22 protein-coding genes are annotated in these 20,992 nt (G+C 39.6%); 7 read left to right on the top strand and 15 right to left on the bottom strand.

All coding sequences use genetic code 11. The annotated features are described in order from the left end of the window. The coding region (locus A5N88_RS22225; RefSeq protein ID WP_157090759.1) for a hypothetical protein at positions 1 to 328 on the bottom strand (328 nt) is incomplete at its 3' end. A gap of 553 nt (positions 329 to 881) precedes the next feature. On the opposite strand from A5N88_RS22225, the gene A5N88_RS22220 reads away from it, so the two are divergent. Beyond that, positions 882 to 1,430: a YhcN/YlaJ family sporulation lipoprotein gene (locus A5N88_RS22220; RefSeq protein ID WP_066270070.1), complete on the top strand. Its 549-nt coding sequence runs from the start codon at positions 882 to 884 to the stop codon at positions 1,428 to 1,430. 160 nt (positions 1,431 to 1,590) lie between these two features. On the opposite strand, the gene ytpR is transcribed toward A5N88_RS22220, so the two are convergent. The 5 genes from ytpR to A5N88_RS22195 all read right to left on the bottom strand — a co-directional run bounded on the left by ytpR (position 1,591) and on the right by A5N88_RS22195 (position 5,632). Beyond that, positions 1,591 to 2,205 (bottom strand): YtpR family tRNA-binding protein, encoded by a 615-nt coding sequence (gene ytpR, locus A5N88_RS22215; RefSeq protein ID WP_066270068.1) that lies wholly within the window; start codon positions 2,203 to 2,205, stop codon positions 1,591 to 1,593. A 16-nt stretch (positions 2,206 to 2,221) separates the two neighbouring features. Continuing rightward, positions 2,222 to 3,016, bottom strand: coding sequence for a DUF1444 domain-containing protein (locus A5N88_RS22210; RefSeq protein ID WP_066270804.1), 795 nt, complete (start codon positions 3,014 to 3,016; stop codon positions 2,222 to 2,224). A 166-nt stretch (positions 3,017 to 3,182) separates the two neighbouring features. Further along, positions 3,183 to 3,500 (bottom strand): thioredoxin family protein, encoded by a 318-nt coding sequence (locus A5N88_RS22205; RefSeq protein ID WP_066270066.1) that lies wholly within the window; start codon positions 3,498 to 3,500, stop codon positions 3,183 to 3,185. A gap of 353 nt (positions 3,501 to 3,853) precedes the next feature. After that, the gene (locus A5N88_RS22200) at positions 3,854 to 4,369 is read right to left on the bottom strand and encodes a DUF84 family protein (RefSeq protein ID WP_066270801.1); all 516 of its coding nucleotides are present in this window, start codon (positions 4,367 to 4,369) and stop codon (positions 3,854 to 3,856) included. A 192-nt stretch (positions 4,370 to 4,561) separates the two neighbouring features. After that, the gene (locus A5N88_RS22195) at positions 4,562 to 5,632 is read right to left on the bottom strand and encodes a M42 family metallopeptidase (protein WP_066270064.1); all 1,071 of its coding nucleotides are present in this window, start codon (positions 5,630 to 5,632) and stop codon (positions 4,562 to 4,564) included. 206 nt (positions 5,633 to 5,838) lie between these two features. Here A5N88_RS22195 and A5N88_RS22190 point away from each other — a divergent pair, with 206 nt between their 5' ends. Then, on the top strand, positions 5,839 to 6,153 hold the full coding sequence (locus A5N88_RS22190; protein WP_066270062.1) for a PepSY domain-containing protein: 315 nt from the start codon (positions 5,839 to 5,841) through the stop codon (positions 6,151 to 6,153). Positions 6,154 to 6,368: 215 nt separating this feature from the next. Here A5N88_RS22190 and A5N88_RS22185 read toward each other — a convergent pair whose 3' ends face one another. Then, positions 6,369 to 7,214 (bottom strand): YtnP family quorum-quenching lactonase, encoded by an 846-nt coding sequence (locus A5N88_RS22185; protein WP_066270060.1) that lies wholly within the window; start codon positions 7,212 to 7,214, stop codon positions 6,369 to 6,371. Between the two features lie 389 nt (positions 7,215 to 7,603). After that, entirely contained in the window at positions 7,604 to 8,245 is a 642-nt protein-coding gene (gene trmB / locus A5N88_RS22180) for a tRNA (guanosine(46)-N7)-methyltransferase TrmB (protein WP_066270058.1), read from the bottom strand. A 221-nt stretch (positions 8,246 to 8,466) separates the two neighbouring features. Between trmB and A5N88_RS22175 the strand changes: the two genes are divergently transcribed. Then, positions 8,467 to 8,745, top strand: coding sequence for a YtzH-like family protein (locus A5N88_RS22175; RefSeq protein WP_066270056.1), 279 nt, complete (start codon positions 8,467 to 8,469; stop codon positions 8,743 to 8,745). A gap of 112 nt (positions 8,746 to 8,857) precedes the next feature. Here A5N88_RS22175 and A5N88_RS22170 read toward each other — a convergent pair whose 3' ends face one another. From A5N88_RS22170 to thpR, 3 genes are all read right to left on the bottom strand, one after another. Then, positions 8,858 to 9,637 (bottom strand): phosphotransferase family protein, encoded by a 780-nt coding sequence (locus A5N88_RS22170; RefSeq protein ID WP_198160332.1) that lies wholly within the window; start codon positions 9,635 to 9,637, stop codon positions 8,858 to 8,860. Between the two features lie 294 nt (positions 9,638 to 9,931). Continuing rightward, positions 9,932 to 10,885 carry an NERD domain-containing protein gene (locus tag A5N88_RS22165; protein ID WP_066270054.1) on the bottom strand — a complete coding sequence of 318 codons (954 nt, stop codon included), beginning with the start codon at positions 10,883 to 10,885 and terminating at the stop codon, positions 9,932 to 9,934. Between the two features lie 446 nt (positions 10,886 to 11,331). Continuing rightward, entirely contained in the window at positions 11,332 to 11,886 is a 555-nt protein-coding gene (thpR, locus tag A5N88_RS22160) for an RNA 2',3'-cyclic phosphodiesterase (RefSeq protein WP_066270052.1), read from the bottom strand. A gap of 97 nt (positions 11,887 to 11,983) precedes the next feature. On the opposite strand from thpR, the gene A5N88_RS25255 reads away from it, so the two are divergent. Further along, the gene (locus A5N88_RS25255; protein ID WP_157090758.1) at positions 11,984 to 12,154 is read left to right on the top strand and encodes a hypothetical protein; all 171 of its coding nucleotides are present in this window, start codon (positions 11,984 to 11,986) and stop codon (positions 12,152 to 12,154) included. Positions 12,155 to 12,486: 332 nt separating this feature from the next. Here the strand turns inward: A5N88_RS25255 and dat are convergent, their stop codons facing one another. Then, positions 12,487 to 13,383 carry a D-amino-acid transaminase gene (dat, locus tag A5N88_RS22155; protein ID WP_066270050.1) on the bottom strand — a complete coding sequence of 299 codons (897 nt, stop codon included), beginning with the start codon at positions 13,381 to 13,383 and terminating at the stop codon, positions 12,487 to 12,489. A 30-nt stretch (positions 13,384 to 13,413) separates the two neighbouring features. Then, positions 13,414 to 14,841, bottom strand: coding sequence for a dipeptidase PepV (gene pepV, locus A5N88_RS22150; RefSeq protein WP_066270047.1), 1,428 nt, complete (start codon positions 14,839 to 14,841; stop codon positions 13,414 to 13,416). Positions 14,842 to 15,226: 385 nt separating this feature from the next. Between pepV and A5N88_RS22145 the strand changes: the two genes are divergently transcribed. After that, positions 15,227 to 15,448 (top strand): DeoR family transcriptional regulator, encoded by a 222-nt coding sequence (locus tag A5N88_RS22145; RefSeq protein ID WP_066270043.1) that lies wholly within the window; start codon positions 15,227 to 15,229, stop codon positions 15,446 to 15,448. Between the two features lie 360 nt (positions 15,449 to 15,808). Here the strand turns inward: A5N88_RS22145 and A5N88_RS22140 are convergent, their stop codons facing one another. Continuing rightward, a complete protein-coding gene (locus A5N88_RS22140; RefSeq protein ID WP_066270041.1) occupies positions 15,809 to 16,534 on the bottom strand; it encodes a pseudouridine synthase in 726 nt (241 codons plus the stop codon). 409 nt (positions 16,535 to 16,943) lie between these two features. On the opposite strand from A5N88_RS22140, the gene A5N88_RS22135 reads away from it, so the two are divergent. Next, positions 16,944 to 17,294, top strand: coding sequence for a hypothetical protein (locus A5N88_RS22135; RefSeq protein WP_066270039.1), 351 nt, complete (start codon positions 16,944 to 16,946; stop codon positions 17,292 to 17,294). A gap of 126 nt (positions 17,295 to 17,420) precedes the next feature. Here the strand turns inward: A5N88_RS22135 and A5N88_RS22130 are convergent, their stop codons facing one another. Further along, on the bottom strand, positions 17,421 to 19,052 hold the full coding sequence (locus A5N88_RS22130) for a putative polysaccharide biosynthesis protein (RefSeq protein ID WP_066270038.1): 1,632 nt from the start codon (positions 19,050 to 19,052) through the stop codon (positions 17,421 to 17,423). A gap of 567 nt (positions 19,053 to 19,619) precedes the next feature. Here A5N88_RS22130 and A5N88_RS22120 point away from each other — a divergent pair. Next, entirely contained in the window at positions 19,620 to 20,882 is a 1,263-nt protein-coding gene (locus A5N88_RS22120; RefSeq protein ID WP_066270035.1) for a BaiN/RdsA family NAD(P)/FAD-dependent oxidoreductase, read from the top strand. Positions 20,883 to 20,992 lie beyond the last annotated feature (110 nt).

Below are 20,992 nucleotides of genomic sequence, written 5' to 3'. Positions count from 1 at the left end.
GCCTTGGCTTTTCTGAAATCGGTCGTTCCCTCATTGTCGGCTCGGGTTTCACCTTTGGGTCCTGAACAACCGGAAAGCGGAATTGACTTTTAGGATATTGGAATTTCACTCTTGTTTCCACATGTCGATTACTTTTCATTTCATGCAGATTATTTTTCGTTTCAAATCGATGGATATGTTGAATAGGTTGATGTTCAAATGTTTTTGTTTTCATTAATGGGATTTGCTGTTCTGCCTGACTTTGGGAAGTTCTTCCCTGTTCAAGTTCATATTCTCGGACAACATCTTCTCCATTCAGCCAATCAATAAATTTTTTAATCCAACTCATGTTATCACTCTTTCTATTCGGTTAAAACGTAAGGGTCGATATGGATTTCCCCATTGTACCTAAAGCCATAATCTATGTGAAAACAGCCAAACGTAAAGTGAAATGTAAAATACATCTTTATTCTTCATTATACAAGTATACGTTGAAATTTCGAGTTTTTTTAGGAGGATTGCTAAAAATGATACAATCGCCTGATTTTATGTTGCTCTTAAACCCATATTGATTGAACGGAAATGAATAGGCAGGACAAACAGCTCTAACCATATTTGAATAATTCCCAATGATCATTTGAATTCAAAGTTAATTACAGTGTAAGGCGCAAGACCCCTGCTTAGAAAAGCGTGTAAGGCAAGACCATACAAGAGAGCTTGCTATGTTGAAACACCATTACTCCCGGCAGAAAGAGAGTGCCTGCAGCGAAAATTAACAAGCAAGATAAACTGAGACTGTTACTTTAGCTCAGCATCCTATTTATTTATCCACTTTAAGCATGCATAAAACCATTTTTGTTTGGAAAATTAAAAGAGAATGATGATTAAAAGGAGGTTTCACCATGAAAATTGTAAAAGCTGCATTAAGTATTACCCTAATTTCTGGAGTGTTGATGGGCTGTGCAACAAACAATCGTGACCGTAATGCGCTAGATAACACGAATCCAAGACCGGTTCGTTATAGTCCAACAGATAATGTCAACTATAATAACGGCCGCAACGATCTGATGTATAACGGAAGAAATGACGTTAACAACACTCGCAACAATACAACTCCTAATATGAGAGTAGCAGACCATGTTGCCAGCCAGGTAGCTAAACTGAAAGAAGTCCAACGTGCGAATGTCATCGTGACAGACAGCAACGCATATGTTGCTGTATTGCTTAAAGACCGCTCTCGTAAAGAAATGACCAGTACTTTTAAAAGTAAAATAACGAAAGCAGTCAAAAAAGCAGATAGAAGCATTGACAATGTTTATGTGTCAGTAAATCCGGATTTCTTTGACCGCATGAACGATTATGGCAATGAACTCCGTAATGGCCATCCGGTAGCTGGATTGTTTAATCAATTTACCGATACCATTCACCGTGTTTTCCCAACCTCCCGTTAACGAAGAAAAGCGGAACGCGACGGTTAGCGCCGTACGGACAATTAAAAAGCGGAAAGCTACGTGGCAATGAAAGCATACATCATAAAATGATGTGCAGTTTTTAGCACCACAGACAAAAAGGAGCCGGTTCATTCTACCAGGCTCCTTTCTTCATGTATTCTTAGTTTTGGATTTCTTCTTTAAATGGAGAACCAACTTCATACTGGCTGTCTTCCAAAACTAGGATTCCTTTTTCCTGAGGTGCATTCGGAAGAGCCAATTCGCGTGCAGAACATATCATTCCGCTTGAAGCAACACCGCGGAGCTCTGCATCTTTAATAATCAATCCACTTGGCATAACCGCTCCTACCTTGGCTACAACCACTTTTTGTCCTGCCTCTACATTTGGAGCACCGCAAACGATCTGTAGTGTCTCAGTGCCTACATCCACTTGGCAGATATTTAATTTATCAGCATTCGGATGCTTTTCTTTTTCCGTTACAAAACCAACCACAAATTTAGGTGAAAAATCAGCTTCTAATATTTCTGAGAAACCATTTTTTGCAAGCGCCTGATTAATGATTTTAAGCTTGTCTTCATCCATTTCTACAAGTCCATTGTCATGGATATTTAAATAGCTGGATGCATGAAAAAGATTATATCCTGCTGTTTCATCTGTATTAGGATCAAAGACGCGCGCTGCATCCCCTTTTCGCTCTACCTGCGCAGACTCAATATCCTTTAAAGAAATAATGAGTGTATCACCAATACCTTCACGATTGTAAAAAATGTTCATTTTACTTTGACTCCTTTTATGATTTTCGATTTTTTCCTAATATAAAGATCGGCTCCAGCTCCCCATCATCATACAAAAAAGAAAGAGCTGTAATCGGAACATGTCCATTTGTAAAAAAGCTCATAGCGATCTGTGCCAATACATCATACCCTGTTTCATTTAGGATGTCACCAATAATTAAGACATCCTGATGGGGTACAGCCACTGTCATGCTTCCCTGAATTTTTTCCTCCATCTCTTTCAGAAAACGTTCATTTAAAATACGGCTCGCATCATAGCCATCGTTTGTGTTCAAGAAGTAAAAGGTATTCCCTGCAACGGTATCCTGTTTAAGGTCTGTTGGCAGGGAACGAAGATTAAATCGGGCTATCTCACGTATTTTGTCCTGCTCCCAATTCTCTTTCCTCAGCAAATCCTCATCCATTAAGCGATAGGTTGTTCCAAGATCGAGCGCATAATAAATTCTGGTTTCTGCCGTATGGTCATCCGTCAAAAAACGTTTGCCCTCCGTCGATTCTAAAGGAAATGAAGTTGATCGAATAACAGGAAAGATTTTCGCTTCTTTCCCTGTGATAGCTGGATCTCTGCCCATAACTTCCAGAGCCTCTCTCACATAGTAAACAACTTCATCAATTGCTTTATCACCTTGTTCGTGCCACTTCGCTACAGCACTATTGAGGGAAATCTCAATCCCTTTTCCAGTAGTAATACTTTCCACTCTCAGGATTTCCTTTTCCCTGTCATATGTGATGGTCCGATTCTCCTGCTTCAAACGTGTCTCCAGCTCACGCCGCATCTTGCCACTATCCATTTTCATTCCACTGACCTCCTTTCATACATTAACGCACGAAAGGGGTCTGACCCCTTTTGTGCGTTAATGTGTTCCATTACTATTATTGTACATGAAAAAAGGAGCTGACTCAAAAGGTACATGAAACCGGCCAGCCCCTTCCATTCAATTGTTCAAGATCTAACTATTATTTAGACAACCCACTAATGAATTTTTCAATTTCTTCCTTTGTTTTTCGATCCTTGCTTACAAAACGGCCCAATTCCTCCCCATCTTGAAAAGCAACGAAGCTAGGGATGCCAAAAACACTCAGATCTGCACAAAGATCAATCAAATCATCACGGTCTACATACACAAATGTGTATTCCTTAAACTGCTCTTCAATCTCAGGAAGCACCGGATCAATAAAACGGCAATCCGGGCACCAATCTGCAGAAAACATAAAAATATGGCGGCCCTTTTCTTTCAATTCTTTAAACTCATCCATTGATTGTAATTTCTTCATTTTCTAATCCTCCAAATCATTTAATCGTTATGCGCAATCAAAACTAGTGATGGCGATTGCTATTTCAAGCCTTAGCCAAAGACTGCAGACTTTTGTTATACTCATTATTTTTATAAGGCCCTTTACGTAAACTTTGTTCCTAATTGACACAAAAAAATGATTTAAAACAAAGTTTTAGTATTAAATGATGTGAATAGTAAACGAAATGATGCCACGAAGGCACACAACATAAGGAATGATGCCTTGTACGTAAAGCAACAATTCATGCGAAACAGCCTTTTATAAAAAGAATAACATAGCCAATGCCGGCTGTGAAAGAAGAAAGCTTTGCCTTATCGAATGGGCAGCTCCCTTTAACCAATGGTATACAAATACTGCCCAATTAACAATTTCATCACGTGGGCAAACATTTCATCTCTTGTCACCAGCCCTGCTGTAAAAATGCCAATGGCTCCTTCTTTCTTTCGGACGTCCTTTTTTTGAGCATATTCATCCATAACTGCTCCAAGCTCTTCCCCGCCTCTAAGCCGAACGGCAATTTCCTCCGGAAGTAAAATCCTTGCTCCGCCTGCTATAAAGGGATGGCTTCCATTAACGGACATTGCTCCCCAATTACACATACATAGCCCCTGTTTTGTTTCAATCACTCCGCCTTCCAATCCGATTCCAATATCGGCAGACTCATGTAATACTGCTCCATTAGCTCTGTTAATGGCTCCTTCGATGGTCTCTTCATCGGAAAAAGGCTGTCCGTTTACACCTGACTCCGTTTCAGCAGACAAAATAACGGCATCCTTCCATTTATCCAAAAAAGCTATTTTGACAGCTTCCACCTTTGCAGGATTTGTTGAACCTACTACGACCTTCATCTTGGATCTCCTTTTAAGCAAAATGATATAAAGCTTTTGTTTTAAAAATGCTGCAGCCATAAGAAAGTTCCCAATATAAACCACAGCAAAATAGAATACTGCTTGAAAACAGACTTATCAAAAAACCGGCAGCCAGGAGACATTTTCAGAACCTGACTTTGCCGGCATTCACTTTTTTAAGCATCTGTCTCTTTATTTTCCGCGAACAGCCTCTACAGTGGTCCGATCCGTTGTTTTTACAAGCTTCACTAACAATTCCTTCGCAGCTGCATAATCATCGACATGTATTATGGAAGCATGTGTATGGATGTATCTAGAACAAATCCCTATGACAGCACTTGGAACACCTTCGTTTGATGTATGTACTCTTCCGGCATCTGTTCCTCCCTGAGAAATAAAGTATTGATAAGGAATTCCATGGCTCTCAGCAGTGTCAAGAATAAATTCCCTCATTCCTTTATGGGTCACCATGGAACGGTCATAAATCCTAAGTAATGTTCCTTTGCCAAGCTGGCCAAATTCATTTTTATCTCCAGAAGCATCATTGGCAGGACTTGCATCCAAAGCATAGAAAATATCCGGCTTGATCATGTTTGCAGCTGTCTGCGCTCCCCGAAGGCCAACCTCCTCCTGTACATTGGCACCCGAATACAGGATATTTGGCAGCTGTTCTCCTTGAAGTTCCTTTAATAATTCAATGGCTAACCCGCATCCATAACGGTTATCCCAGGCTTTGGCCATAATTTTCTTTTCATTTGCCATAGGCGTGAAAGGACAAATCGGAACAATCTGCTGTCCAGGAACAATCCCAATACGGATAGCATCATCCTTATCATCAGCTCCAATATCAATAAGCATATTTTTAATGTCCATTGGCTTATTGCGCTGGCTGTCGTCCAGCAGGTGCGGAGGAATGGATCCCACCACTCCGATAATAGGGCCATTATCTGTCATGATCTGCACTCTTTGTGCTAACAAGACCTGGCTCCACCAGCCGCCGAGAGTTTGGAAGCGCACCATTCCATTATCCGTAATAGCAGTGACCATAAAGCCAACCTCATCCATATGGCCAGCAACCATGACAACAGGGTCTTTTTCATTCCCTTTTTTGAGCCCGAAAATACCGCCAAGGCGATCCTGAATCACTTCATCCGAATACTTTTGAAGCTGCTCACGCATAAATTTTCTTACAAAATGCTCGCTCCCGGATGCGCCCGGCAATTCTGTTAATGTTTTAAAAAGCTCCAGTGTTTCTTTATCCATCTGTACCCCTCTTTTCTGATAGAATACGCTATGTACTCATTTATTTTACAAAACTTTCATTTGTCATGCCAGAACAACCGCTTATACTATCTCTTCCTGCGATTCACAAAGACGGATGAGAAAAGTGATGTGGTTTTTTCATCTTTTTTGTATAATTAAGGGAGAACGACTCTTGTCCAAACTATCAATAGGCGGTGTTTCAAAGCATGAACTGGAAAACCTTTGTGTCAGGTGCAGTAATCGGTGCAGCGGCCGGTTATTATGTTAATAAAACCGTAAAAAAATCTGCTTACATATCAGCTGAAGCTGTTCTGGGAGGCGTAAAAAAAGCTTTTAAAGAGGAAGGCTCCATTGATGGATCATGGATTCAAATGACAATGGAGGAATACGAGAAAACTCCTATTAAAGCAAAAGTATACCGCGGTGGCATCACTTGGAGAAAAGACGGCGAAAGGCTGCAATACGAATTCATCGCAGATGCCCGTACTGGTACGGTTATAGATGTCTATCCTGTAAGCTAAATTTAGGCTGCCCTTTTGTGAAGGGCAGTTTTTTTATGAGAAAGTGTAAAATCAATGTAGTCTTTGTCTAGCTCCAGCGCCTATCGGCTAGCGGATTTCTGCGTCTCCCACTAAGATAAGTCAACATCAGCTCGTGGCCTCGATGTGTTTCCTTTATCTCAGTTGTAGACTACGGAATCCGTACGCCGATGAGCAAGGCGCTTTCGCTTTTCTTTTTATCTCACTCTTTTTACACTATCGGTTATGGTTTTTCCTTCTTCATCCCACTTTAGGGCACGGTAAACGGCATCATGGTAAAAAATAAACCAGGTGTTGCTTTGAATTGCGCTTGAAATGTATTCTTGCTTGGCTTTAATGGATGTCATCGGGTAATCATCATAGGCAAGTACCCAAAGCGGATTTTGATGAGCATGCGTTGGCATTAAATCCGCCATATGAATCGCTTTTTCACCATTGCTTTCAAGCAGGATAATGGAATGGCCGTCACTATGCCCGCCAGTATGAATCATTTTTAACCCCGGGAAAATCTCCACTTGCTCGGTATAAGTTTTAACCTGATGTTCAATCGCCTGCCAGTTTTCCTGCCAGTATGTATTTTTGGACCGGATATTTGGATTTCGCATTTCGTCCCATTCTACCTCAGAAGTGTAAATAACGGCATTGGGAAAAACCGATTCATATCCGTCATCCGACTTTTTTGTCAATCCGCTTGCATGATCAAAATGCATATGAGTCATACAGATAATATGAATATCTTCAGGCGTTAGCCCAGTCTCTTTAAGGGAATTCTCAACTTTCGATTCCTCTGTAACTCCATAATTTCTTTTTTGCTTATCGGTCAATTTACCAGAACCAATACCAGATTCAATTAGTATATTTTTCCCGTTCAAGGTAAATAGAATGGGATCCGTCCTCAGCTCAATCTGATTTTTTTCATTGACGTCATACTTTTTAGACCATAACGGTTTAGGCACTACACCAAACATGGCGCCTCCATCCATATTGGTAACACCGCCGTTAAGCCAGCGTAATGTTAAATCCCCTATCTTTATTGTTTCCATAAAAATTCCTCCTTCCCTGCCCTTTTATTGTACCACTCAAATGGTGCCGCTTACAAAAAAAGAAAAGCGAGAGGTAGCCTCATAGTGAAAGTAGGCTGAAGAAGCTGCTAATATTGGGTTTTTATAAATAATAAACACTTTCTTTTTATAATGGAGGACCTGCTCATACGTCTTTGCTTATTAAAAATGGCCCTTAATAGGAAAAACCATATCTGTGAAACCATCACAGATAATTCACGGGCGATATTCACTGTCTTACGGGCAAAACAGGAAAATATACCCACACATTCTTTGATCCTTTACCGCACAAAAGGGGTCTGACCCCTTTTGTGCTTTAGCACATAAAAGCAAACAACAGGTAAATGCAAAAAAACTGGCTTTCGCCAGTTTTAACGGGGATATTTCACTTCACAGCGGTAAATACGCTGTCCTTTTTCAGAGAATTTTTCTTCATATTCCGTCATGATATTACCTTCAAATTCACTCTTGTGCAAATCAAGACTGACAAAATTCAATAGCAAGCCATAATGGGAAAAGCTCATTAATGAGTATTCAAACAGCCCTTGATTATCCGTTTTAAAGTGAACTTCACCTTCATTCACCATAATATCTTCATATAGCTTCAGAAAGCCTTTATACGTAAGCCTGCGCTTTTCGTGGCGTTTTTTTGGCCATGGATCAGAAAAGTTAAGGTAGACCCTATTAACATCGCCTTTTGCAAAAAACTCCAATAGTTTGCTTCCATCTACACATAATAATTTTACATTGGGCAATTCTTCATCAATGATCCTGTCCAATGCAGAGACAATAACGCTTGTCTGCATTTCAATTCCGAGATAGTTAATATGGGGATTGGCTTTTGCCATCCCAGTAATAAATTGCCCTTTTCCGGTCCCGACTTCAATATGAAGGGGCTGATCGTTTTGAAAAACTTCTCCCCATTTTCCTTTCCACTGTTCAGGCTGCTGAACAACATACTGAGGATACGCCTTCAGTTTGTCTTCTGCCCAGGGTTTATGTCGTAAACGCATGTAGTCACCTCTAATTCTAATTACTTGTCATGGTTATAATTCAGTTTGAAAATCACATACTACATGAGAAATCCCAGTTTGCTTTTTCACCAAGCAGGCAATCCCTTATATATTTCTGTCCTGCTTCATTCCTAAGCATCTCTTGCACAGAAAAGAAACCGGCGAATGGCCAGTTTCTGTACGATATGTTGCCATTAAAAAATAAAAAGGATGTGTCTTATATGCCTTTAACTCACCAGCATCAGCTCAGCCTCTTGAAAGATATTTTAAACGAGCATCAAACCGAATGCTGCGGCTCAGTGGCCGAATGTGAGCAGCTTGAGCGCTTAGTAAAATCTTTAATGGTGAATCCTAATATTCAGGAAAACCTAATGTCCACATTGGATGAGGTTTATCAGTATGGCCAGAGCGGCCGTAATTCACCAAATTTGGACAATCATATTCTTTCACATCAGGAAAACCTGTCTCAATGGGTAGACCATGTCAATAGCTACTGCTAATTAGCATTTGAAAAGGGGCCGGCTTGTCGCGGCTCCTTCTTTAACCTTTCTTATAGCAGGTTTTAAGCATAAAGGTTTCCCAGCTAAGTCGGCCCTTGCAAAACATTCTTTTTTAAACAATCGATTCCAAAAAATCGATCCAATGGTTCATTTCGTCAAGGCGGTTTTTATCCTTATGCCATTGAATAGATAGCAGAATTTGTGAAATAACATACCATTTCATGCGCATATGCAAACTATCCGTTTCCTCAATCCCATACTGTTCCAGCCATTGATCCCAATCCTCATTGGAGATATATAAATATAAGAGCATTCCTATGTCCAAAGCAGGATCAGCAATCATGGGACCGTCCCAATCAATCAAATAAAGCTGGTTAACCTCATCTGTAAGCAGCCAATTATTATGATTGATATCGCCATGGCACACCACATAATTTTCATACTCCATCCTGTCAATATGATCCTGCAGAAACTGAATGGATTGCATTATGATAGGCAAGGATAAAAGCTCACTATCCAGACAAGTCTCCACTTCAGCCAACATCATTTCAGGTTCAAATGGAGCCATGCCTAGTCTCTGAAGCATGGTTAGCAATGGCTTTGAGGTATGAATTTTTTTGAGTAGCTTGGCAACACGGTCTTGGTTCATTTCGTCAGGCTTTAATTCCCTGCTGTTTAACCATTCTTGAGCTGTAATGACATCGCCATTCTCCATTCTTTTCGTCCAAACAAGCTTAGGCACGATCCCCTCTGCTGATAATACTGCCAGAAAAGGAGATGAGTTTCTTTTTAAGAAAAGCTTTTTTTCTTGATGTTTGGCAAAGAATGCTTCTCCTGTTGCCCCGCCGGCAGGGATTATTTCCCACCCTTGACCAAGTATGTGTTCCAACATCATTCACCTTCATTAATTCGCCGCTATTACGATTCTCTCCGGCTTAAAGTGTAAGATTACGCCCTGCATCCCATAAGATTTATTATTGTACGTTTTAACATGTATTTATAAAATAATGATCATTTTAAAATTGGGTTCAGAACAAAAAAGACGGCTATTACATTGTATCAGACAACAATAGCCATCATTTAATAAATTTTATCTCTTTTTGACATTTTTCGTCAAGCTAAAATCTAAAATTTCCGGTTTTCCTTTTTTCTCCCATTCACCAGCGCCTGTACCAGCTAAACTGTATTATTCACTTTTGTCCATAATCTCTTGTTCCACAGGGCTTCTGGGAACGTACGAAGTCTGGCAGTTATCCAAAAGCGCTTTAACGGCTTTCAGCTGCATATGCTTAATGGGAGAATGAAGGCCCCTTTGCTGCCGGAACCAGTCCGGATATCTTCTTTTATCAATCAGCGCCAGATCATAGGGGGCATCTGGAAAATCTATATAGCCCTCACGGCAGATGATCCCCATCCTAACAGGCAGTTCAACATCATTTTCGGTAAGGATCGGCTTTATTATTTTTGCCATTCTGTTCAAATCAATTACGGGGTTTAAAATCTTTCTTTCTGCCCTGCTTGAACGTTTTACCCAGAAATGTTCGGTAGAACCAATATACACCTCATCTTTTTCCTCTTCAATAAAAACCAGGCACCAAATATCCGTTGGCGTGACGAGAAGTACGTTCATTTCTACTGGTGCTTTTTTCACCATAAAAACAGGCTGGTAAAAAACTAAAAACGTATCAGGAAACCGCTGCAGTAAATATTTCAGCTTATCGTCACGGTAGTAGCGTGAATCGACAAAGGATTGATCCCATATCGTGCTGCTTGCCCATTTAATTTGAAAGGAAAAAAACTGGTCTAAAAATATCTTTTTGAGCTCTTCTTCCGTTTCCGGCAGATAGTGGAGCAAAGGTGAAAAAGTGAAATTGAATTCCTCTGCTTTATCTTTGCTTTGATCCTCAAGCCCGCTTTCCAGTTTTTCTTTTTTCAAAATGCTCTTGAATTTTTTTATCAAACCCCACTGTTCTTCCTTGGCGGTCTCAGGGTCTTCTTTATGCAGATGTTCGCCATTTTTCCACGCTTCTTTCAGAAGCAGCCACTGCTGTTTTTTCAAGCGCATAAATTGTGCAGGATATCGCAAATGATCAATTTCATATCTTGAAATATAGTCCTGCAGCTTTATTAACTGTCCCATTTCATTCTTCCTTTTTTAAGCTCTATTGTTTTAACACATATGTATGCATTCTGTTATTATAAAATCTTTATTTAAGGCTGTTTTCGCATAAATTGTTGTTTTTCGCGAAAGTGTTAAATCCGTATTTAGCTATCTATCGTGGCATCTTTTCGTCCTAAGTTTATGGTTTTCAACCTTAAACCTTGTTTTTCAATATTTCTTTTACACAAATAGCAACAAAGTTTACGAAAAGAGCCTTATTTAATAGCCATATTAATTTTGCCTGGTGATTTCCGCTGCAGACACTCGCTTTCCTCGGGCGGTAGGGGAGCCTCCTCGTCTCAAGCTCCTGCGGGGTCTTCCCTAACTCGCTTTTCTTAGCAGGTGTCTCACGTATCTGCTCCTATCAACATAGGTCTATAATCAACATTGATTTTTATCAGAGTCCATTTTAAAAATCCGCTCGTTCAGTTTAACAAGAATACCTTTTTTTCTTCGTATTTTGGTATCCGATCTAGATGTGTTTGATATAAAACAACCCGATTGCCTGTAAATAATTGCTTTTCTTTTATTATAGTATGAAGCTTTTGACTTGAGAATGGTTCTTTTTCAGTCCATTTGCGTGAAAGGGTAATATGCGGGGCAAATGGTTTTGAATCCAGTATAAAACCCGCTTTTAAACAGCAATTATAAACCTGGTTCCTTAAATTGTTCAGAGAGTCGGATTCCTTTACTCCTGCCCACAGAATTCGGGGAGCCTCCTGTTTGCCAAATATCCCTAAGTGATCCAATTCAAGAGGAAAGGATGCAATAGCTGAAAGAGAAGAATGAAGACATTCCAGAGTATCTTCAAGCTTTTCCGGCTCTGTCCGCCCCAAAAAAGCCAAGGTTATATGATAATCCTCTTGGTGAACCCACTTTTTAAACGGAAAGGAATGTCGGATTTCTTTCGTCATTTCATATAAATACTGCTTTATTTCTTCAGGAAGCGCCAAAGCGAAAAAATAATGCGTACCAGTCATAATCTCACCTCATTTCGACATAGATTGTTATTACTAGTGTATCAAATCAGCGTGGAATTATTAACCATTCAGCCAAAAAACAGAAAGGAGAAGGTTTATGGTAAAAGGAGACTTAGTCTTATTCGACAAAGACTTATACGAGGTTTTCCATCTTTATGACAGCGGCTATTGTGAGATTAAAAAGGCAGATGGCAAGCAAATACAATTAGTACACCATACAGAAGTGGTCGTTCAGAAAAAGAATGAAGATTCGACTCCCACTCCTTGATTCGAATAAATGATCCTGCAAAAATGGTATATTGGGCCCAATGAAACTTAGGACTTTAACCAAAAGCTGTATTCACATCTATTGGGACACACTGTACACAGGATCTTTCCGCAGGTTGTCTGTCTTCACAGCATCGTTTGTAAACTATTAACAAGAATTTGTTTCAAATAGCAACAAAGTTTAGGAAAAGAGCAACAAAGTTTACGAAAAAGAGCAACAAAGTTTACGAAAAAGAGCAACAAAAAAGCAGATAGCCCTATTGCTGCTATCTGCTTTACCATTTGATTATTAAAGATGTTTTCACATAAAACTCAATTAAACAGCAACAAAGTTTACGAAAAGAGTCTAGCTGAATAACACTGCTTCTCAATTTCCTTTTCAAAAAGCTCTTGAAGCTTACGTGTCAATTGACCCGGCTTACCATCCCCGATTGTTTTTTCATTTAGCAGAATATCCGATTTGGTATTTTTGGCTAACTGCACAATCGGCATAATTTCAGAAGTCGTACTCGAAATAAATATTTCGTCAGCATCCAAAAGCTCATCCACTGTAAAAGGCTTCTCTATTACTTGAATTCCCTGTTCTTTGCAAATGTCCAGAATTACCCTTCTGGTAATTCCATTTAAAATGAGGTTTGTAGCCGGATGAGTCCATAGTTCTCCATTCTTGATAACAAATGCATTTGAAGATGACCCTTCTGTAACAATATTGGAACGATGCTGAATGGCTTCGAAACAGCCATGATTTGCTGCTTCCTGTTTAGCCAGGATATTGCCAAGCAAGTTCAGGCTTTTTATGTCACAGCGCAGCCAGCGGATGTCATCCACTAAAATCCCTTTTACTCCATTTTTCATAGAGGACTCTGGTCTTTCAACTTCCCTGGTATAGGCAATAAATACCGGAACAACATCATCTCCCGGAAATCCATGTGCCCGCATTGCAACGCCGCGTGTAAATTGCAGATAAATAATTCCGGTCTTTAATTGATTCTCTTTTACCAGATTTTCAAGCTGCTCTTCAAGGGAGTTCCTGTCATAGGGGAGTTCCATGGAAATTTTTTCTGCACTTTCGTACAGCCGTTTAATATGCTCTTCCTTTGTAAACAGCTTTCCGTTATAGACCCTTATTACCTCATAAATGCCGTCACCAAATTGGTACCCGCGATCTTCAATATCAATGTTGATTCCAGTGCGTTCAACTAATTCCCCGTTAAAAATAATTTTCTCCAAAGTAATCCCCCTGTCTGTTAAAATCTTTTTTTAGTTATTCCTGCCAGCCAATTCAAAAATGGCCTGAGCATAAATGGCTGTTGCTTTAAATAAATCTTCAACAAACATAAACTCATCTTTTTGGTGCATGACATCCGGACGGCCAGGAAACAAAGCTCCAAAAGCAACACCAGTTGTTAAAGAACGGGCATAGGTCCCGCCGCCAATCGCCAGAAGCTCAGCTTTTTCACCTGTTTGGTCTTCATAAACTTTCTGAAGTGTCTTAATAAGCGGCTCATTCTTATCGACATGATGAGGCTTGGAGTCAGAAAAGTTTTCTAAAGTATATCCATTTTTCTCAAGAATTTCTTTAATTGACTTTAAGCCGCTCTCCATATTGAATGTCACTGGATAGCGCATATTAATTCCAAAGCGCCCTCCGTTTTCCTCGTTGTAGTCCAGCCTTCCGACATTCATCGTCAGGTCACCAGTAATCTCATCTGAGTATTTTATGCCAAATCCTTCACCGCGCGATTGTTCATATAAGAATTGAACAGCGAAATCAATGAACTGTTTTCCGCCCCCATTCAATTGCTCAGAATAATCATATAAAAATTTAGCAAGCTGAAGCCCGGCATTCACTCCATTATTAGGTTCCATTCCATGTGCTGATTTTCCTTCTAATACAAGAGAAATTTCACCATTTTCCTCAAAAATTTTCCCTTTTAAAGAAGCATTTTGCATAAATTTCTGGAACTCCTCCGAAATATCCCCTTTATTTCCATTCACTTGAAGCTTTGCTTCCGCATGGTCTGGTACCATGTTGTAGCGTCTTCCAGAATGAAAAGAAACCAAACGCACATTGGCTGAATTTGCTTCAGCTTCAGGTTTAAATACAAGATCATAATCGGCTATCCCTTTTTCTGCATTTATAATCGGAAAATCACCATCAGGTGCAAACCCCATATCCGGCATCTCTTCACGCTCAAAATAATGATCAACACAGCGCCAATCACTTTCCTCATCTGTACCAACAATCAAGCGGACCCTTTTCTCAAGAGGCAGCCCCAGTTCTTTCACAATTTTCATCCCATAATAGGCTGCCAGCGTCGGACCCTTATCATCACTGGATCCTCTTGCAAAAATCTTCCCATCCTTTATAACTCCGGAATAAGGGTCAACACTCCAGCCATCTCCTTCAGGCACCACATCCACGTGACATAATATCCCGACTAGCCCCTTTCCTTCTCCCATTTCCAGGTGCCCGGCCAGATTGCCGACATTCTTGCTTATAAAGCCGTCCTTGTTTCCAAGATCTAATAAGTAATCCAACGCTTCCTTCACACCTTTTCCTAAAGGAGCATCTTCGGTTGCATTTTCTTCATCCAGCACACTTTTAATATGTAATAAACCTTGTAAATCCTTTATCAAATCGTCTTGTCTTTTTTCTACTTCTTTCATCCAATTAATAGTAGTCATGATTAAAAACTCCTTTTTAGGGATATATAATACTAGCTCTTTATATTTTACCCTTTTTAAAACTTGAAATAAATATTATAAGACAGCCCGAGGCTCCGGGATATTAAGGATCATTTCTAATTCATTCCTTTTATACACTAAGAGAATGAAACAGTCATACTTGCAAGCCATATTCATAGGCTATTAGTAGGAGAAATTTTAGCTTTATGTTTGTAAATTAAATGTGTTAAGTGTACAATATAAGTGTCCGCATCTTAGATTTGTAAATAAGTTTAAGAAAAGGAGTTGTCTACTGGAATTAAACATTTAATCAAGGAGGAATTATTTCCTCAATAGAAGCCGTCCGCAGTCTTTGTCTTAGGAAAAAAGATGAGGGAGTGGTTTTTTGAAACCTTCAACGAATAGAATGTTAACCCGAATTAAATCAATCTACGTGTTTATCAAGGAAAATGGTGCAGTTACGACCCAGGAACTTGTAGATGAGTTCGGCATCACTCCGCGTACTATTCAAAGAGATTTAAATGTACTGGCATACAACGACTTAATTAAAAGTCCGCACCGCGGAACCTGGACAACAACAGAAAAAAGAGTTCGAATTTCATCTTAAAAATAAATATTGTCTTAAAAGGCGCTCGTGAACAAGACGAGCATTTTGTATAAACACCTTGTAAAACGAACAAAAGAACTGAATCCCAATGAAAGATTCAGTTCTTTTGTTCGTTTTTTGATGAAGGCTGTTCTCGCATAAATAGTTGCTTTACTTACAATGGATAAATTCATATCGTTCATCTTCGTGATAACTTTTCATAAGCTATTTACAAGTTTTTTTTAAAACCTGTTATTTTCATCATCTTTTATGTCAAATAACAACAAAGTTTACGAAAAGAGCCCTAACTTAATTATGAATAATACAGTATTTGCGAAAAACGCCTTGATGAAAACTTCTCTATTCGAAAGGATTTCACCTTTATTCTGTCACCAGAGGATGCTCCTTTAATTTTACCACTTCCTCTTCACTCAGCTCCCGGTATTCTCCCAGCTGAAGGCTTTCATCCAGAAGCAGAGGCCCCATGGAAAGACGCCTCAAATACACCACCCTTTTTCCAACTGCTTCGAACATTCGCTTTACCTGATGAAATTTTCCTTCTGTAATAGTCAATTCGATATCAGAGCGCAGGCCTGTCTTTAAGATTTTCAACACTCCAGGCTTTGTATGATAACCATCGTCCAGTGTTACCCCTTCTCGAAATGCATCCGTATCTTTTTCACTGACCTCTCCATCGATGACGGCAAAATAAGTTTTTGGCACGTGTTTTTTGGGTGAAAGCAATTGATGGGCAAGGGCTCCGTCATTTGTAATCAGCAAAAGCCCCTCGGTATCTTTATCCAGACGCCCTACTGGAAAGGGCTCTAGAATCCGATCTTCTGTTTTTAACAGATCAATTACTGTCTTGTCCCGTAAATCCTCTGTTGCTGAAATAACACCCTGAGGTTTATTCATCATAAAATATACATATTCACGGTACACAACGGGTTCACCATGGACTGTAACAACGTCCTCCTCTGGATTAAGCTTGGTCTTTGCATCCTTCATTATCACATCATTTACTTTGACCGCTCCGTCCTTTAATAATTTTTTCACTTCTTTCCTGCTTCCTACACCAGCATTTGAAAGCAGTTTATCAATTCTCATTTCATTTTCCCCCTTAATGAACGTTTTATATTTTTTCCATTAGCTGTTTTTTCATAGATTGTTGATTTACGTACAAAGGATTATTCCATATGTTGTCTGTCTTCGTGGCATCTTTTTGTATTATTCACAAGTTTTAATACTGAATATATATTTTAAATATATTTTTGTTTCCAATAGCAACAAAGTTTACGAAAAGAGCCTTTCCATTTTATCTGTATCATTTTCTTGAATGCCTAACTAAACGATTGAAAATAGGTAAAAAAGTGGGTACACACCCATACATTCTCTTTTGGCCCACATAGCCTATGTATAAGAAAAGCGAAAGCGTCTTGCTCATCGGCGTACAAACTTCAAAAGCTATCCTATCCGCCGCTTTAGCTTAATGCACGATTAAAAGGAGTGATTCAGTTTGCACTACAGGCAAGTTATCCAAAACGGAATGCATACGCCCCATTCTCCATATCCCCAAACCGCGCCTCAAACAGCATCTGTTCAAAAACAGGAGGATCCGGAGTATGCTAGGCTAAAGGAAGAGATCAGGAGAATGGAAAAAGATATGGATCGCATGAATCGCAGGATTCTCCTTATTGAGCTTCAATTAAACAATTTGACCCCTGCCGGTTTGGCACCCCCAATTATGGAATTGCCTCCGATGGCAAAAATGGACGCTATGGAAAAACAGGGATATGCTAATTACAAAAATCTTATGTCAGGCATGAATCCATTCGGCATAAACAGCAAACAGAGTTTTGACTGTTAAATTAAGAAAGATTTTTTTTGCAGCCTGACGACCTCCTTTCCTCCGCGGAAGAAGAGGATGATTAGAAAAAGGAGGCCATATTAGAAAATGACCTCCTTTTATTATTGAAACCTTTTTTAATAATTCTTATGATCCAAGCCGCAGTTTTGCTTTTATACGCTGTACACGACTTCCAAACAGCCTGTCAGCAAGATTGGACTTAAGTCCAAGAGCAGCGTATACCAATGCTCCGACACCTCCGCAAATGACAATAATGAGGAAGGACTGAAATTTGGAAGCAGGACTTAAAAAGATGGTTAAACCCTTGTAAAGAGCAATGACAACTACACACATAATGACATTAAATACGCCAATTAAGATGGTCCTTCTTACGATCATTTTAAATGGATAGTTGGCAAAAAGCTTAATGATAACAAGGTTAATAATAATGGATACACTGTATCCCAATGCTGTAGTATAAACCGCACCCAGCACATGATATTTTTCGATAAAAGGAATATTTAAGGTTAATTTAATGAGCAAGCCTACCAAAAGACTCAAAATTGTAAATCGCTGTTCATTAATCCCCTGAAGAATAGCAGCTGTCACGGAATAAAGTGCAAAAAGGATTGCAACAGGAGCATAATGCATTAATACACTAGTCCCAATATCGCTTTGACCATTATAAAATAATGTATAGACAGGCTCTGCCAGTATGGATAATCCCATCGCAGCAGGAACTGTCACGAATAAAAGAATTTGAAAGGTTTGGTCCACAGATCGTACTAATACTTTTTTGTCACCGACTGCAAAGGATTCTGTAATTAAGGGAACTAAAGTTAGTGAAAAGGCCGTGGCAAGTGAGACAGGAATAATAACCAGCTTATGGGCATCAAAGTTTAAAACACCAAGATCCGCAATGGCATTGCCAGCATTGACTGCTTCCATCGCCCTTTTAAACGTGACTTGGTCAATGATTTGGTAAAGCGAGTTTGCAATTCCCACAAATACGAAAGGAAGTGCGTAAAGAATGATCTCTTTATACATACTTCCAAGAGAAACCGTAACTGTTCCCCGATCATGCACTAAAAGCTCATCAAAGGTTGGTTTACTTTTTTTCCAGTACCAGAACAAACAAATCAAGCTGGCAACCCCGCCGATAAACGCTGCAAACGTTGCAAGACTAATTGCGGTAACCATGCTTCCGTGAAACACCTTTAAGACGACATAGGCTCCTCCGATTAAAAAGATTGTCCGTACGATTTGTTCAACTACCTGGGATATAGCCGATGGCCCCATCATTTGATGTCCCTGGAAGAATCCCCTGATAAGGCTCATAACAGGAATAATAATCAATGCATAGCTGACAGCGCGAATAACGGTTGTCACATCTGCAACACCAAAGCTTGCTTTTTGGCTTCCTGCCATTACAAGCTCCGCAAAATAAGGAGCAGTTAAAAACATGATCAAAAAGCAGACAAATCCAGAGGTTATCATAATAAATGTACTGGATTTAAACAGCTTCCGCCCTACTGCGTATTCTTCCAGCGCGTTATGCTTCGCAATATATTTTGCTACTGCGAGCGGAATTCCCGCTGTGGATATACTGATGAAAATATTGTAGGGTACATAACCGAAGCCATACAGGGCTACTGGCTCAGACCCCCCTACAATTTCCCGAAACGGGATAACATAAAAAAGCCCCAAAACTTTTGAGATAATTGTACCAAGCGTTAAGATAAACGTACCTTTTATTAAATTAGATGAAGACGAAGACATAGAATCCCTTCCCGAACACATAGATTAGCAAAACTAGAGGACTAACTCGTCCATTATATAAGTTGTTACATAGTAATTTTTCATACAGACTGTTTTTCATAAAACAGGTACTGCAGCACAGGCATCTAAAAAAGCTATCGGAAATTGACGTTTTTAATTTTTTTTGCCATATAAAAGAAAATCTGTTAAAGATTTATTTAAAAATGCCGATATATATGCTATTTGCTCTATGTAAGCACTAATAAGTAGTTTACATCGAACAATGGCAATTGACAATTTATTTATTGTTACATTTTTAGGTAGCTTAACGAAAGAACCGTATAAAGTCCCCTCCTTTATAAAGGTTGCAATCTCCAAAAAGAAAAATTACAATTGTAAAGATTTAAATGTAAATAACGATGAATTTCCTGCCGAGTATACAGAGAGGCGTTCTGATTCGGTTCTTCTGGACGAAATTTTGGATCGGCAAACAATAAATATCAAGTCTTAATGTCTCTGTTTATGCTTATATTTTGAAAAATAACAGAGTCCTTTACCAAAGCTATCTTATAAAAAGGTGTTGAAAGCATGAAATATGATGTAATCGTTGTTGGAGGAGGCCCCTCTGGATTAATGGCCTCTATTGCAGCTGGTGAAAAAGGGGCTAAAGTATTGCTGATTGACAAAGGAAGCAAGCTTGGAAAAAAATTAGCCATCTCCGGTGGAGGGCGCTGCAATGTTACGAACCGGCTTCCCATTGATGAAATTGTAAAGCATATTCCCGGTAACGGCCGGTTTCTTTATAGTGCGTTTTCCATATTTAATAATGAAGACATTATTCGTTTCTTTGAAAATTTGGGGATTGAATTAAAAGAAGAGGATCATGGACGGATGTTTCCTGTCAGCAATAAAGCACAATCCGTTGTAGATGCACTTATCCATCGTTTAGAAGAATTGCATGTGACGGTCCGTACGAATTGCCCGGTAGAGGATGTCCTCTTTGAAGATGGCAAAGCGGCAGGAGTCATTGTCCAAAAAGGTGAAAGAATTGATTGCGGATCTCTTGTATTGGCTGTAGGCGGGAAATCCGTCCCTCATACAGGCTCAACTGGGGATGGGTATCCGTGGGCGGAAAAAGCAGGCCATACGATCACAGAGCTTTTTCCAACAGAAGTTCCTATCACTTCCGACGAACCCTTTATCAAAAGCAAGACCCTGCAAGGACTTTCATTGCGGGATGTTGCTGTAAGTGTTCTTAACCCAAAAGGAAAAGCTTTAATCACACATAAAATGGATATGATATTTACCCATTTCGGCATATCCGGCCCGGCGGTTCTGCGCTGCAGCCAGTTTGTTGTAAAGGCTATGAAGAAATGGAAGCTTTCTCACGTTACGATGTCCATCGATGCCTGCTCGGACATGAATCAGGAGGAGCTTTTCCAAAAGATACGAAAAACACTTCAGGAAGAACCAAAAAAAGCGATCAAGAATGCTCTCAAAGGCCTTGTTCCGGAAAGATATTTATTATTTTTACTTGAGAAGAGCTTAATTGACGAAAATGCACCTGGCTCAACTGTCTCCGTGGAGCTGCTCCGGGCTTTTGCACAGCTTTGCAAGAATTTTACTTTTACAGTAAACGGAACACTGCCATTAGAAAAAGCTTTCGTAACAGGCGGCGGTGTATCCATAAAAGAAATTGAACCAAAAACAATGGAATCTAAATTAATGCCTGGTCTCTTTTTCTGTGGGGAAGTGCTCGATATTTACGGATATACAGGAGGCTACAATATTACAGCTGCTCTTGTGACCGGCAGATTAGCCGGAACCAATGCTGGAAAATACCGCATCTAGTAATTGAACAACGGGACCGTTTTTTAAAGCTTGGGGCTATGAAATCCTTCGAGATGATTGGCTTCTGTCTATGGATGAGCTTTAAGAGTTTCAAATAAAAAACTCGCACT

Origin of the sequence: Heyndrickxia acidicola (assembly GCF_001636425.1) — a bacterium.
Taxonomy (GTDB): Bacteria; Bacillota; Bacilli; order Bacillales; family Bacillaceae_C; genus Bacillus_AE; species Bacillus_AE acidicola.
This window is presented reverse-complemented; position numbering and strand designations above follow the sequence as displayed.